This window comes from Kocuria sp. NPDC057446 (genome assembly GCF_042802875.1).
In the GTDB taxonomy this organism is placed as follows: Bacteria; Actinomycetota; Actinomycetes; order Actinomycetales; family Micrococcaceae; genus Kocuria.
The window spans coordinates 1-13,506 of the sequence record NZ_JBHVDI010000101.1; the positions used below are offsets into that span (position 1 = coordinate 1).

At 73.0% G+C, this 13,506-nt stretch carries 11 protein-coding genes; all 11 read left to right on the forward strand.

All coding sequences use genetic code 11. The features are described from left to right. Positions 1-175 precede the first annotated feature (175 nt). The 11 genes from rpsO (at position 176) to ACFU0Y_RS12435 (ending at position 13,465) form a co-directional block, all read left to right on the forward strand. Positions 176-445, forward strand: coding sequence for a 30S ribosomal protein S15 (gene rpsO / locus ACFU0Y_RS12385; protein WP_380214825.1), 270 nt, complete (start codon positions 176-178; stop codon positions 443-445). 264 nt (positions 446-709) lie between these two features. Continuing rightward, positions 710-2,977 carry a polyribonucleotide nucleotidyltransferase gene (locus ACFU0Y_RS12390; protein ID WP_380214826.1) on the forward strand — a complete coding sequence of 756 codons (2,268 nt, stop codon included), beginning with the start codon at positions 710-712 and terminating at the stop codon, positions 2,975-2,977. A 54-nt stretch (positions 2,978-3,031) separates the two neighbouring features. Further along, complete coding sequence (locus ACFU0Y_RS12395) at positions 3,032-4,456, forward strand: M16 family metallopeptidase (RefSeq protein ID WP_380214827.1); 1,425 nt, start codon at positions 3,032-3,034, stop codon at positions 4,454-4,456. Between the two features lie 64 nt (positions 4,457-4,520). Then, the gene (gene dapB, locus ACFU0Y_RS12400) at positions 4,521-5,324 is read left to right on the forward strand and encodes a 4-hydroxy-tetrahydrodipicolinate reductase (RefSeq protein ID WP_380214828.1); all 804 of its coding nucleotides are present in this window, start codon (positions 4,521-4,523) and stop codon (positions 5,322-5,324) included. A gap of 5 nt (positions 5,325-5,329) precedes the next feature. Beyond that, positions 5,330-5,962, forward strand: coding sequence for a hypothetical protein (locus tag ACFU0Y_RS12405; RefSeq protein ID WP_380214829.1), 633 nt, complete (start codon positions 5,330-5,332; stop codon positions 5,960-5,962). A gap of 67 nt (positions 5,963-6,029) precedes the next feature. Continuing rightward, entirely contained in the window at positions 6,030-6,986 is a 957-nt protein-coding gene (gene dapA, locus ACFU0Y_RS12410; RefSeq protein WP_380214830.1) for a 4-hydroxy-tetrahydrodipicolinate synthase, read from the forward strand. Between the two features lie 13 nt (positions 6,987-6,999). After that, positions 7,000-8,691: a ribonuclease J gene (locus tag ACFU0Y_RS12415; protein WP_380214831.1), complete on the forward strand. Its 1,692-nt coding sequence runs from the start codon at positions 7,000-7,002 to the stop codon at positions 8,689-8,691. A gap of 63 nt (positions 8,692-8,754) precedes the next feature. Continuing rightward, positions 8,755-11,736, forward strand: a complete 2,982-nt coding sequence (locus ACFU0Y_RS12420; RefSeq protein ID WP_380214833.1) for a DNA translocase FtsK 4TM domain-containing protein — start codon at positions 8,755-8,757, stop codon at positions 11,734-11,736. A gap of 37 nt (positions 11,737-11,773) precedes the next feature. Further along, positions 11,774-12,379, forward strand: coding sequence for a CDP-diacylglycerol--glycerol-3-phosphate 3-phosphatidyltransferase (gene pgsA / locus ACFU0Y_RS12425; protein ID WP_380214834.1), 606 nt, complete (start codon positions 11,774-11,776; stop codon positions 12,377-12,379). After that, positions 12,376-12,870: a CinA family protein gene (locus ACFU0Y_RS12430; RefSeq protein WP_380214835.1), complete on the forward strand. Its 495-nt coding sequence runs from the start codon at positions 12,376-12,378 to the stop codon at positions 12,868-12,870. Before pgsA ends, ACFU0Y_RS12430 begins: the two co-directional genes overlap by 4 nt. Before the next feature lie 163 nt (positions 12,871-13,033). After that, entirely contained in the window at positions 13,034-13,465 is a 432-nt protein-coding gene (locus tag ACFU0Y_RS12435; RefSeq protein WP_380214837.1) for a helix-turn-helix domain-containing protein, read from the forward strand. The last annotated feature ends 41 nt before the right edge of the window (positions 13,466-13,506 follow it).

The following is a 13,506-nucleotide window of genomic DNA, read 5'->3' on the forward strand; positions in this document are numbered from 1 at the left end:
GGGAGTCCCAGCGCAGCGCGCCGCGCCGCCCGGGGGTGGGGCGGCGCGGCCGGGTCCGCTAGACTGGACGGCGGTCCGACTGCAGTCCGTGGTTGTCGGACCCCCGGGACGCCCCGGGACCCGGCGACGAGCCCGTCGCCCGGGCCGCACGGTACTGACTCGAACGGAGTTACACGTGGCACTCGACGCCGCCATCAAGCAGGAGATCATCAAGGACTTCGCGACCCACGAGGGCGACACCGGTTCGCCCGAGGTCCAGATCGCGGTCCTGACCCGCCGGATCGCCGATCTGACGGAGCACCTCAAGCAGCACAAGCACGACCACCACACCCGCCGCGGCCTCATGGCCCTGGTCGGTCGCCGCCGCCGCATGCTGACCTACCTGCGCGACACCGACATCACGCGCTACCGCGCGCTCATCGAGCGGCTCGGCCTGCGCCGCTAGTCGGCACCCGGCGGTGCCCGCCCGGCGACGGGCGGCCACCGCCGGCCACCGCGCCCGCACGGCACAGCAGCCGCTCGGTCGCACCCGCACCACCAGAGACAGCACCATCGAACACCAGACGGGGCCACCGCGCCGATCATTCGCGGTCCTCGGTAGTGATCTCCGGACACCGGACGGCCCCCGCGGCACCGGACCTTCCGTGGATCTCGATCGAAGACCGGGTGACGCGCGGACGGTCCCGCCGACACGAAACGGAGGTGACCCTTGGAGGGTCCCGAGATCCAGTACGCCGAAGCCGTCATCGACAACGGCTCCTACGGGAAGCGCGTCGTGCGCTTCGAGACCGGCCGGCTCGCGAAGCAGGCCGCCGGCGCCACCCTCGTCTCCATCGACGAGGACACCACCATGCTCGCGGCCACCACGGTGGGCAAGTCCCCCCGCGAGGGCTTCGACTTCTTCCCCCTGACGGTCGACGTCGAGGAGCGGATGTACGCCGCCGGGCGCATCCCGGGCTCGTTCTTCCGCCGCGAGGGCCGCCCCTCCACGGACGCGATCCTCACCTGCCGGCTCATCGACCGGCCGCTGCGCCCCGCCTTCGGCAAGGGCATCCGCAACGAGGTGCAGGTCGTCGTCACGATCCTGTCCATCAACCCGGACGAGATCTACAACACCGTCGCGATCAACGCCGCGTCGATGGCCACGACCCTGTCGGGGATGCCCTTCCAGGGCCCCGTCGGCGGCGTGCGCGTGGCCCTCATGGCCGGCGAGAACGGTCAGCACCAGTGGGTCGCGTTCCCGAAGCACTCGCAGCTCGAGAACGCCGTGTTCGACATGGCCGTGGCCGGCCGCGTCGTGACCGGCAAGGACGGCTCCGAGGACGTCGCGATCATGATGGTCGAGGCCGAGGCCACCGACAACTCCTGGAACCTGATCAAGAACAACGGCGCCGTGGCCCCCACCGAGGAGCTCGTGGCCCAGGGCCTCGAGGCCGCCAAGCCGGCCATCAAGGCCCTGTGCGACGCCCAGGCCGACCTGAAGGCCCGCGCCGGCAGGCCGGCCATGGACCTGCCCCGCTTCGGCGGCTTCGGCGACGACGTCCAGGAGGCCGTCGCGGCCTCCGTCGGCACCAAGCTCGCCGAGGTGTACTCGATCGCCGGCAAGCAGGAGCGCGAGGCCGCGACCGACGAGCTGCACCGCAGCACCCTGGCCGAGCTGACCGGTGAGGGCCGGCCCTTCGCCGACCGTCGCGACGAGGTCAACGGCGCCTACCAGGCGCTGACCAAGCAGACCGTGCGCCAGCGCATCCTCACCGAGCAGGTCCGCATCGACGGCCGCGGCCTGACGGACATCCGCCAGCTCACCGCCGAGGTCGAGGTCCTGCCCCGCGTGCACGGCTCCGCGATCTTCGAGCGCGGCGAGACCCAGATCATGGGCGTGACCACGCTGAACATGCTCAAGATGGAGCAGCAGATCGACTCGCTGTCGCCCGTCAAGCACAAGCGCTACGTGCACCACTACAACTTCCCGCCGTACTCCACCGGCGAGACCGGTCGCGTGGGCTCCCCGAAGCGCCGCGAGATCGGCCACGGGGCGCTGGCCGAGCGGGCCATCACCCCGGTGCTGCCCTCCCGCGAGGAGTTCCCGTACGCGATCCGGCAGGTCTCCGAGGCGCTGGGCTCCAACGGCTCCACGTCGATGGGCTCCGTCTGCGCCTCGACCCTGTCGCTGCTCAACGCCGGCGTGCCCCTGCGCGCGCCGGTGGCCGGCATCGCCATGGGCCTGGTCTCGGACGAGGTGGACGGGGAGACCCGCTACGCCGCGCTGACCGACATCCTGGGCGCCGAGGACGCGCTGGGCGACATGGACTTCAAGGTCGCCGGCACCGCGGAGTTCGTGACCGCGATCCAGCTCGACACCAAGCTCGACGGGATCCCCTCGTCGGTGCTGGACGCCGCGCTGACCCAGGCCCGCGAGGCCCGGCTGCACATCCTCGGCGTGCTGAACGCGGCCATCGACCAGCCGGACGAGATGAGCGAGTTCGCCCCGCGCGTGATCTCCGTGACCGTCCCCGTCTCCAAGATCGGCGAGGTCATCGGCCCCAAGGGCAAGATGATCAACCAGATCCAGGAGGACACCGGCACCGACATCTCGATCGAGGACGACGGCACCGTCTACATCGGCGCCACCGACGGCCCCTCGGCCGAGGCGGCCCGCGCGGCGATCAACGCGATCGCCAACCCGCAGGTGCCCGAGGTCGGGGAGCGCTACCTCGGCACCGTGGTCAAGACCACGACCTTCGGCGCCTTCGTGTCCCTCACCCCCGGCAAGGACGGCCTGCTGCACATCTCGGAGCTGCGCAAGCTCAACGAGGGCAAGCGCGTCACCGACGTCGAGGACGTCCTCGGCGTGGGCCAGAAGGTCCAGGTGGAGATCACCAAGGTCGACGACCGCGGCAAGCTCTCCCTGGCCCCCGTGGTCGCCGGCGGGACCGACGACCTCCCCGAGGACGACGACGACGCCACCGAGGCCTGAGCCGGTCCCGACCGGACACGGCACCGCACGAGCAGAAGAAAGCAGCACAGCTGGATGACGGCAGTCGATCTGCCGCTGGAGGCGGGTGACCGCGGCCCGGGGAGCACCCCGGGCCCGGGCGCCCGCCTCTCGGCGGTTCCCCGCACCTCCCCCTCCGCGGCGGCCGCGGCCCTGAGCACGTCCGCCGCGGGCTTCAGCCACACCCTGCACGAGGGCGCCGGCGGCAACGTGGTCCGCCGCACGGTGCTGCCGTGCGGCACCCGGGTGCTCACCGAGCGGATGCCCGCCCAGCGGGCCGTGACGGTCGGCTTCTGGGTCGGCGTCGGCTCCCGGGACGAGCAGCCGGGACGGCTGGGCTCCACGCACTTCCTCGAGCACCTGCTGTTCAAGGGCACCGGGCGCCGCTCCGCGCTGCAGATCGCCGAGGCCTTCGACGAGGTGGGCGGGGAGTCCAACGCGGCCACGGCGAAGGAGCACACGTGCTACTACGCGCGCGTGCTCGCCGAGGACCTGCCGATGTCGATCGACGTCATCACCGACATGGTGACGTCGGCCGCCCTGGACCCGGACGAGCTGGAGCGGGAGCGGGGGGTCATCCTCGAGGAGCTCGCGATGGACAAGGACGACCCGGAGGACGTCGCCTTCGAGGAGTTCACCCAGCGCGTGCTGGGGGCGCACCCCCTGGGCCGGCCCATCGGCGGCACCCCCGAGGAGATCCTCGCGGTGCCCCGCGACGCCGTGGTCGAGCACTACCGCCGCCACTACCGGCCCGAGGGCCTCGTGGTCACGGCCGCCGGCGGCCTGGACCACGACGTCGTCGTCGCCCTGGTCGCCGAGGCGCTCGAGCGCGCGGGCTGGGACCCCGCCGTGCCCGCCGCACCCCTCCCGCGCCGCGAGCGCACCCCCGCGCCCCTGGACCCGGACTGGGGAGAGCACTTCCTGGAGCGGCCCGTGGAGCAGACCAACGTGGTGGTGGGCCGGCCCGGGCTCGTGGCCGGGGACGACCGCCGCTTCGCGATGACCGTGCTCAACGCCGCCCTGGGCGGCGGGATGTCCTCCCGGCTCTTCCAGGAGATCCGCGAGAAGCGGGGCCTGGCCTACAGCACGTTCTCCTTCTCCGGGGCCTACTCGGACGCCGGCTACTTCGGCATGTACGCCGGGTGCCTGCCCGCGCGCACCGACGAGGTCGTGGCGCTCATGACCGGCGAGCTGGAGACGCTCGCCCGCAACGGCATCGGGGCCGACGAGCTGCGCAAGGTCGTGGGCCAACTGGGCGGGGGCACCGTCCTCGCCCTCGAGGACACCGGCTCGCGGATGTCCCGGCTGGGCTCCGCGGAGCTGAAGTCGGGGGAGTTCCTCGACATCGACGAGTCCCTGGACCGGGTCCGCTCCGTGGCACCGGAGCAGGTCCGGGAGCTCGCCGGGTGGCTGGCCGAGGGACCCGTCGTGACCACCATCGTGGCCCCCACCCGCCGCTGACCCCGTGCCGCCGCCCGGGTCCCCGGCGGCGGACGTGCCCGTCCCGTGACCTAGAGTTGGAGCCATGACCGAGCGCACCGCCCCCGTGACCCCCGACGCCCCGCCGCCCGCCCCCGCCGAGCTGCGCGTCGCCGTGCTCGGCGCGCGCGGCCGGATGGGCAACGAGGCCGTGCAGGCGGTGCGCCGCACGGAGGGCCTCCAGCTCGTCGCCGAGCTCGGCCGGGAGGACTCCCTCCAGGCCCTGGTCGCCGCCGGCGCGGAGGTCGTGGTCGACCTCACCGTCCCCTCCGCCACGGAGGCCAACGTCCGCTTCGCCGTGCAGCACGGCATGCACTGCGTCGTGGGCACCACCGGCTGGGACGCCGAGCGGCTGGACCGGCTCGAGGTGCTGCTGGACGAGCACCCCGGGGTGGGCGTGCTCGTCGCCCCCAACTTCTCGGTCGGCGCGGTGCTGGCCATGCGCTTCTCCGCGCAGGCCGCCCGGTTCTTCGAGTCGGTGGAGATCGTCGAGCTGCACCACCCGGACAAGGTGGACGCCCCCTCGGGCACCGCCGCCCGCACCGCCGCCCTCGTCGGGCAGGCGCGGCGGTCCGCGGGGGTCGCGCCGTCGCCGGACGCCACCGAGCAGGACCCGGACGGGGCCCGCGGCGCGCTCGTGGAGGACGTCCGGGTGCACTCCGTGCGCCTGCGCGGGCTCGTCGCCCACCAGGAGACGCTGCTGGGCGGCGTCGGCGAGCAGCTCACCATCCGGCACGACTCCTTCGACCGGATCTCCTTCATGACCGGCGTGGTGCTCGGCGTCCGCGAGGTGGGCTCCCACCCGGGGCTCACGCACGGGCTCGAGGGCTACCTCGACCTGGGGCTGTAGCGCCGATGGGCTCGTTCCGCGCCTGGATCTGGGGGCTGCTCGCGGCGGCCCTGCTGACCCTGTGGCTGCTGCCGATCCCCGGCGGCTCGAAGCTGTGGATCCTCGCCGTGCTCGTCTTCGCGGGCGTCTTCACGCTCCTGGAGTCCACGAGCAAGGCGAAGCTGCTCGCCGCGGCCATGGTCACGCTGCTCGTCGTCTACCTCGGCCTCAGCCTGCACCGGGCGGTGCTGCTGCTGGGCACGGAGGGCTGGATCGCCAAGGCCTTCGGCGTCGCCATGCTCGTGCTGCCGGCCGTGGGCGTGTGGGCGCTGGTGCGCGAGATCCTGTTCGGCGTGCGGACCGAGCAGCTGGGCCGGACCCTGCACGAGGAGGGCGGGCTGCCGCCGGACGACCTCCCGCGCACCCCCGGCGGGCGCATCGTGCGCGAGGCCGCCGACGAGCGCTTCGGTACCTACCGGGCGCAGACCGAGGCGGACCCGGGCGACTGGCGCAACTGGTACCGGCTCTCCCTGGCCTACGCGGCGGCGGGGGACCGGACCCGGGCCCGCTCCGCGATGCGGGACGCCGTGGCGCTCTCCCAGGGGCGCGCCGCCCGCGGCGTGGCGCCCGCCGACCCCCCGGGCGAGGGCGGGGCCTGAGCCCCGCGGCGGGCGCACGCCGCCCGCCGGCCGGTGCCCCCGGCGCGGAGACGGTAACCTGGCACCCATGACTGCCAACGCCTCGCCCTCCTCCGCCGACCTGCCCCCGACCCGGTCCGAGCCCCTGTTCGGGACGCTGCTCACCGCGATGATCACCGTCTTCGCCGAGGACGGCTCCGTGGACCTGGACGCCACCTCGGCCATGGCCGAGCAGCTCGTCGACGACGGCTGCGACGGCCTCGTGGTGTGCGGCACCACGGGCGAGTACTCGACCATGACCGACGAGGAGAACCTGTCCGTGTTCCGCGCGGTCAAGGACGCCGTCGGCTCCCGCGTGCCCCTGCTGGCGGGCACCGGCTCCAACGACACGGAGCACTCCCGCTACCTCTCCCGCGCCGCGGAGAAGATCGGCATGGACGGGCTGCTGATCGTCACCCCGTACTACAACAAGCCCTCCCCGGCCGGGGTCGAGGCCCACTTCCGCAGCCTCGCCGACTCCGTGGACGTGCCGATCATGCTCTACGACATCCCCGGCCGCGCCGGCATCCCGATCGCCACGGAGTCCCTGATCTCCCTCGCCGGGCACCCCAACATCGTGGCCGTCAAGGACGCCAAGGCGGACCTGACGGCCGCGACCCGGGTGCTGGCCGAGACCGACCTGCTCTACTACTCGGGCGACGACGGGCTGACCCTGCCCTGGATGGCCATCGGCGCCTCCGGGCTCGTCGGCGTCACCACCCACGTGGCCACCTCCCGGTACCGGGCGCTCGTCGACGCGATCCGCGCCCAGGACCTGGACGCGGCCCAGCGGATCAACTTCGAGCTCGAGCCCGTGGTCCGGGCCACCATGACCCGCGCCCCCGGCGCCGTCGCGGCGAAGACGATCCTCCGGTGGCAGGGCCGGCTGCCCCACAGCACCGTGCGGCTCCCGCTCGTCCCCCCGACGGAGGCCGAGGCCGCGCTGATCCGCGCGGACCTGCAGGGCTCGGTCGTCGCCGACACGCTCCTCGAGACCATCGACTGACGAAAGGGGTCCCATGACCCAGTGGCACACCGACCTGGCGGCTCCCCCCGCCCTCGGCAAGGACGTCCTGCGCGTCGTGCCGCTGGGCGGGCTGGGGGAGGTCGGACGGAACATGACGGTGTTCGAGATCAACGGGCAGCTGCTCGTGGTCGACTGCGGCGTCCTCTTCCCCGAGGAGACCCAGCCGGGCGTGGACCTGATCCTGCCCGACATCAACCACATCATCGCCCGGCTCGACGACGTCGTGGCCGTGGTGCTGACCCACGGCCACGAGGACCACATCGGAGCGGTCCCGTACCTGCTCAAGCGCCGACCCGACCTGCCCGTGATCGGGTCGCGGCTGACGCTCGCGCTCATCGAGGCGAAGCTGCAGGAGCACCGGATCAAGCCGTACACCATGGCGGTGCGGGAGGGCCAGGTCGAGCGGCTCGGCGAGTTCGAGTGCGAGTTCGTGGCCGTCAACCACTCCATCCCGGACGCACTGGCCGTGTTCCTGCGCACGAGGGCCGGGACCGTCCTGCACACCGGCGACTTCAAGATGGACCAGCTGCCCCTCGACGGCCGGATCACCGACCTGCGCCACTTCGCCCGGCTGGGGGAGGAGGGCGTGGACCTGTTCCTCACCGACTCCACCAACGCCGAGGTCCCCGGGTTCACCCCCACGGAGAAGCACATCGGCCCCGTCCTCGCGGACGTGATCGGCCGCGCCCCGAAGCGCGTGGTCGTGGCGTCCTTCTCGTCGCACGTCCACCGCGTGCAGCAGGTGCTCGACGCCGCCGCCGAGCACGGGCGCAAGGTCGTCTTCCTGGGCCGCTCCATGGTGCGCAACATGACCATCGCCGAGAAGCTCGGCTACCTCGAGGTCCCGCCGGGCACCCTGGTGGACCAGAAGCGGATCGACGACCACGCGGACTCCCAGCTGGTCATCATGTGCACCGGCTCCCAGGGCGAGCCGATGGCCGCGCTGTCCCGGATGGCCAACGGGGACCACAAGGTCCGGCTCACCGAGGGCGACACCGTGATCCTCGCGTCCTCCCTCATCCCGGGCAACGAGAACTCCGTCTTCCGGATCATCAACGGGCTCATGCGCCTGGGCGCGAACGTCGTGCACAAGGGCAACGCCAAGGTCCACGTCTCCGGGCACGCCGCCGCCGGGGAGCTGCTGTACTGCTACAACATCGTCGAGCCCGAGTACGTCATGCCGGTGCACGGGGAGGTCCGCCACCTCGTGGCCAACGGCAGGCTGGCGGAGGAGACGGGCGTCCCCACCGACCACGTGCTGCTCGCGGAGAACGGCACCGTGGTGGACATGGCCGCCGGCGAGGTGCGGATCACCGGCCAGGTCGAGTGCGGCGACGTCTACGTGGACGGCTCCTCCGTGGGCACCATCACCGAGGCCGACCTCAAGGACCGCCTCGTGCTGGCCGAGGAGGGCTTCATCTCGGTGATCACCGTGGTCAACCGCGACACCGGCAAGGTCGTCTCCGGCCCGGACGTGCACGCGCGCGGCGTGGCCGAGGACGACGAGGTCTTCGACGACATCAAGCCGAGGATCACCGCCGCCCTCGAGGAGGCGATCAACCACTCGGGCAAGAACCACACCACCCAGCAGCTCCAGCAGGTGGTGCGCCGCACCATCGGTTCGTGGGTGAGCCGCAAGCTGCGCCGCAAGCCCATGATCGTCCCGGTCGTTATCGAGGCCTGAGCACCCGGTCCCGCCCCCGTGCGGCACCGCCGGCGGGGGGAGACCGTGGTCTACCCTGGGAGCATGGCGACTCGTACTTCCCCTGCCCGCAAGGGCGCCTCGACGTCGCGTGGCAAGAACAGCACGTCTTCTGCGCGGTCGTCGGGATCCAGCCGGTCCACGTCCACCCGCCGTCCGTCGACCGCCGGGCGGGGCTCCTCGGCGCCCGCGGAGAGCTCCCCGCGCGTGCTGCACGGACTGGGCGCCGCCCTCGCGTGGTGCGCCCGCGTCGTCGGGGGCGTCTGGATGGGACTCGCCCACGTGGTCGGCGGCGCCGTGCGCCGCATGGGGACCCTGCGCACCGACGTGCCCGCGGAGTCGCTGCGGGACGGGGGCGCCCTGTTCCTGCTGCTGCTCGGGCTGCTCGCCGCGGCCGTCGAGTGGTGGAACCTGCCCGGGGCGTCCGTGCCGTGGCTGGCGGTCCCCGCCGTCGCGGTGCACGAGGTCCTCGCCGGGACCTTCGGCTGGGTGGCCCTGGTGCTGCCCCTGCCCCTCGTGGGCTTCGCGCTGCGCCGCTTCCGCCACCCCGAGGACACCGCGGCCAACAACCGCATCGCCATCGGGCTGGGGGCCGCCGTCGTCGCCGGCTCGGGGATGGCGCACGTACTCCTCGGGCAACCGTCCCCGAGCCAGGGCCAGGACGCCCTCCGCGGCGCCGGCGGGTACGTGGGCTTCCTCGCCGCCGACCCGCTCAGCGCCCTCATCACCCCGGTGGGGGCCGGCGCCGTCTTCGTCGCCGCCCTGTTCCTGTCGGTGCTCGTGGTCACCGCGACCCCCGTGAACCTCATCCTGCCCCGACTGCGGCAGGGCTACTGGCGGCTGATGGGCCAGGACGGACCGGTCTCGGCGACCGACGTGTCCGCAGCCCGGCACGACCGCTCGTACCTGGACGAGCACTCCGCGCGCGCCGAGGCCGCCAAGACCCGGCGCGAGAAGCGCCGCGAGCGCAAGGCGGCGGAGGCCGAGCGGCGCGCCCTCGACGGCTACCGCGGGGACGAGGCCTTCGAGCGCGCCGTCGTCGACGAGGAGGCCGCCGACGGCCAGGCTCCCACCCGCGTCTTCGACGTCGACTCCGCGCGCGCCGCCCGGCAGCGGGCCGCCGCGGGGGCCGCGGCGGCGGCCGGGACCGCCGAGCCGGCGCCCGCCGCCGAGCTGGAGCCGGGCGACGGCCCGCGGCCGGGCCAGAAGCGGCCGACCCAGGAGCAGCTCGCCGCCCGCCGGCTGCGCCGGGAGCAGGGCCTCGAGCCGGCGGCGGACACCGCCGCGGGCTCCGGGTCCCCGGCGCTCGAGGACGTGGCCGCCGAGCCCACCGGCTCCACGTCCGTCACCGCCCGCACCCACACCCCCGAGTCGCCCATCCCCGCCCGGGCGGAGCAGCTCAAGCTCGAGGGCGACATCGCCTACTCCCTGCCCGTGCCCGGCGCGCTCGTGCAGGGCCCCCCGCCGAAGGAGCGCTCCGAGGCCAACGACGCCGTGGTCGCCGCCCTGACGAGCGTGCTGGAGCAGTTCAACGTGGACGCGGTGGTCACCGGGTTCTCCCGCGGACCCACCGTCACCCGGTACGAGATCGAGCTGGGCTCCGGCACGAAGGTCGAGCGCGTCACGGCGCTGTCCAAGAACATCGCCTACGCCGTGGCCTCCGCCGACGTGCGGATCCTCTCGCCGATCCCGGGCCGGTCCGCGATCGGCATCGAGATCCCGAACACCGACCGCGAGACCGTGTCCCTGGGCGACGTCCTGCGCTCGCACAACGCCCGCAAGACGGAGCACCCCATGGTCATGGGCGTGGGCAAGGACGTGGAGGGCGGCTACGTGGTGGCCAACCTCGCGAAGATGCCCCACCTGCTCGTCGCCGGCGCCACCGGTGCGGGCAAGTCGAGCTTCGTGAACTCGATGATCGTCTCGCTGCTGATGCGGGCCACCCCGGACGAGGTGCGGATGGTCATGGTCGACCCGAAGCGGGTCGAGCTCACCGCCTACGAGGGCGTGCCCCACCTGATCACCCCGATCATCACCAACCCCAAGAAGGCCGCCGAGGCGCTGCAGTGGGTCGTGCGGGAGATGGACGCCCGCTACGACGACCTCTCGCACTACGGGTACAAGCACGTCGACGACTTCAACAAGGCCGTGCGCAACGGCAAGGTCCAGCCCGAGCCCGGCTCGAAGCGCGTGATCCGGCCGTACCCGTACCTGCTCGTCATCGTGGACGAGCTCGCGGACCTCATGATGGTCGCCCCGCGTGACGTCGAGGACGCGATCGTGCGGATCACCCAGCTCGCCCGGGCCGCCGGCATCCACCTGGTGCTCGCCACGCAGCGTCCCTCCGTGGACGTGGTCACCGGGCTGATCAAGGCCAACGTGCCCTCCCGGATGGCGTTCGCGACGTCCTCGGTCACCGACTCCCGCGTGGTCCTGGACCAGCCGGGCGCCGAGAAGCTCATCGGCCAGGGCGACGCCCTGTTCCTGCCGATGGGCGCCTCCAAGCCGATGCGCGTGCAGGGCGCGTGGGTCTCCGAGTCGGAGATCCACGAGGTCGTCGACCACGTCAAGGGCCAGATGAAGGCCCACTACCGCCAGGACGTGGTGCAGGAGGCCCCCAAGAAGACCATCGACGAGGACATCGGCGACGACCTCGACGTCCTGCTGCAGGCCACCGAGCTCGTGGTGACCACCCAGTTCGGGTCGACCTCCATGCTCCAGCGCAAGCTGCGCGTCGGCTTCGCCAAGGCCGGCCGGCTCATGGACCTGCTGGAGTCCCGCGGCGTCGTCGGCCCCTCGGAGGGGTCCAAGGCGCGGGACGTGCTCGTCAAGCCCGACGACCTCGCCGCGACCCTCGCCGTGATCCGGGGCGAGGAGCCCCCGGCACCGGCGGCCGGGTCCGGCGGCTCGGTGGACTACGGCGAGGACCCGGTCGAGGCGTCGCTGGCCCGGACCGCGACCGACCACGGCGACGGCGCCGAGGACCCCGAGGGCTCCGAGGACGCCTGGCAGCTGACCGGCCGCTGAGCCGACCCGACCCGACCCACCAGGAAGCGAGCACCCGATGAGCCCCGCGGACCCGGCGTCCAACCTGAACCTCCCGAACGCGCTGACCGCCCTGCGCATCGTGCTGGTGCCCTTCTTCGTCTGGTTCCTGTGGGCGGGGGGCACCCAGGGGGAGGACTCGCTCGGCATGCGGTGGGCCGCCCTGGTGGTCTTCGCGGTCGCGATGTACACGGACAAGCTCGACGGCGACATCGCCCGGGCGCGCGGACTGATCACGAGCTTCGGCAAGATCGCCGACCCCATCGCCGACAAGCTCCTCACGGGCGCGGCCTTCGTGGTGCTCTCCATGCTCGGCGAGCTGTGGTGGTGGGTGACCGTGGTGATCCTCGTCCGGGAGTGGGGGATCACGCTGCTGCGCTTCGTCGTCATCCGCTACGGGGTCATGGCGGCCTCGAAGGGCGGCAAGCTCAAGACGGTGCTGCAGACCGTCGCCCTGCTGCTCCTGCTGCTGCCGCTGGTGCCGCTGGTCGGCGCGTGGTGGCCGTGGCTGGGCTGGACGGCCATGGGCGCCGCCCTCGTGGTCACGGTCGTGACCGGCGTGGACTACGTCGTCAAGGCGGGGCAGCTGCGGCGGCGGGCGCTGGCCGAGCGGGACGCGGCGTGAGGCAGCCGCAGCCGGCCGCCCGGGCGCTCGTCGAGGAGGCCGTGCGCCGGGGCGTCACCATCGCGACCGCGGAGTCCCTCACCGGCGGCGCCCTGGCCGCGGCCGTCGTCGACGTGCCGGGCGCCTCGGCGTGCTTCGAGGGCGGCGTCGTCGCCTACGCCAACCGGGTCAAGACCGAGGTCCTCGGCGTCCCCGCGCGGCTGCTCGCCGAGCGCGGCTCCGTCGACCCGGACGTCGCGGTCGCCATGGCGGAGGGCGCCCGCCGCCGCCTCGGCACGGAGTGGGCCGTCGCCACGACGGGCGCCGCCGGCCCCGAGCCGCACGACGGCAAGCCCGTGGGCACCGTCTACCTGGGGGTGGCCGGTCCGGACGGCTCCGCCGTCCACGAACTGGTCGCGTCGGGGGACCGGGCCGGGATCCGGGCGGCCGCCGTGCGCGCCGCACTGGAGCGGCTCACCGCGGCCCTGGTGCTCCCAGCCAACTCCCAGTGAAAAATCGCCCCTTGCGGGGAAGAATGGAACCGTCAGCGGGGTTAGCAATGATCGCAGGCTCGAGTTGAGCCGATCGAAGTCAAGATGTCGACCGGCCGGCGCCGGGACACCGTCCGCAGCAGGCGGTGAAGCTGCCGCACACACGAGGAGACAAGCGATTCACATGACGAAGCAACCCGTGTCCGTCAATGGCGTCGTCCGTTGGAAGGACGTGGGACTGGACGACGACGACAGCACCGAGACGAAGGACATGAAGATGGGCGTACTCCGCCAGGAGATCGGTGAGGTTCTGCGCAGCGTTCGACAGCGCCAGGGACGCACCCTCCGAGAGGTCTCCCACAGCGCCCGCGTCTCCCTCGGCTACCTCAGCGAGGTGGAGCGCGGCCAGAAGGAGGCCTCCTCCGAGCTGCTCGCGTCGATCTGCGCCGCTCTCGACATCCCGATGTCCCAGATGCTGCGCGAGGTCGCGGACCGCCTGGCCTACGCCGAGGGCCTGCTGGTCCCGGACACGGTGCCGAGCGATCTCACCGAGCAGTACTCGCGGGAGTTCGGCCGCGTCAACGGCGGCGAGGCCGCCGCGGCCGGCGCCCGCTGATCCGCCCGGGCGCTCCGCCGCCCGTCCACGACGTCCCGGAG

Bases quoted from the DNA above. Each gene is read 5' to 3' on its own strand.
- dapA (WP_380214830.1), top strand. From the start codon at position 6,030: ATGACTGCCAACGCCTCGCCCTCCTCCGCCGACCTGCCCCCGACCCGG.
- dapB (WP_380214828.1), top strand. From the start codon at position 4,521: ATGACCGAGCGCACCGCCCCCGTGACCCCCGACGCCCCGCCGCCCGCC.
- ACFU0Y_RS12395 (WP_380214827.1), top strand. From the start codon at position 3,032: ATGACGGCAGTCGATCTGCCGCTGGAGGCGGGTGACCGCGGCCCGGGG.
- pgsA (WP_380214834.1), top strand. From the start codon at position 11,774: ATGAGCCCCGCGGACCCGGCGTCCAACCTGAACCTCCCGAACGCGCTG.
- ACFU0Y_RS12415 (WP_380214831.1), top strand. From the start codon at position 7,000: ATGACCCAGTGGCACACCGACCTGGCGGCTCCCCCCGCCCTCGGCAAG.
- ACFU0Y_RS12435 (WP_380214837.1), top strand. From the start codon at position 13,034: ATGACGAAGCAACCCGTGTCCGTCAATGGCGTCGTCCGTTGGAAGGAC.
- ACFU0Y_RS12405 (WP_380214829.1), top strand. From the start codon at position 5,330: ATGGGCTCGTTCCGCGCCTGGATCTGGGGGCTGCTCGCGGCGGCCCTG.
- ACFU0Y_RS12420 (WP_380214833.1), top strand. From the start codon at position 8,755: ATGGCGACTCGTACTTCCCCTGCCCGCAAGGGCGCCTCGACGTCGCGT.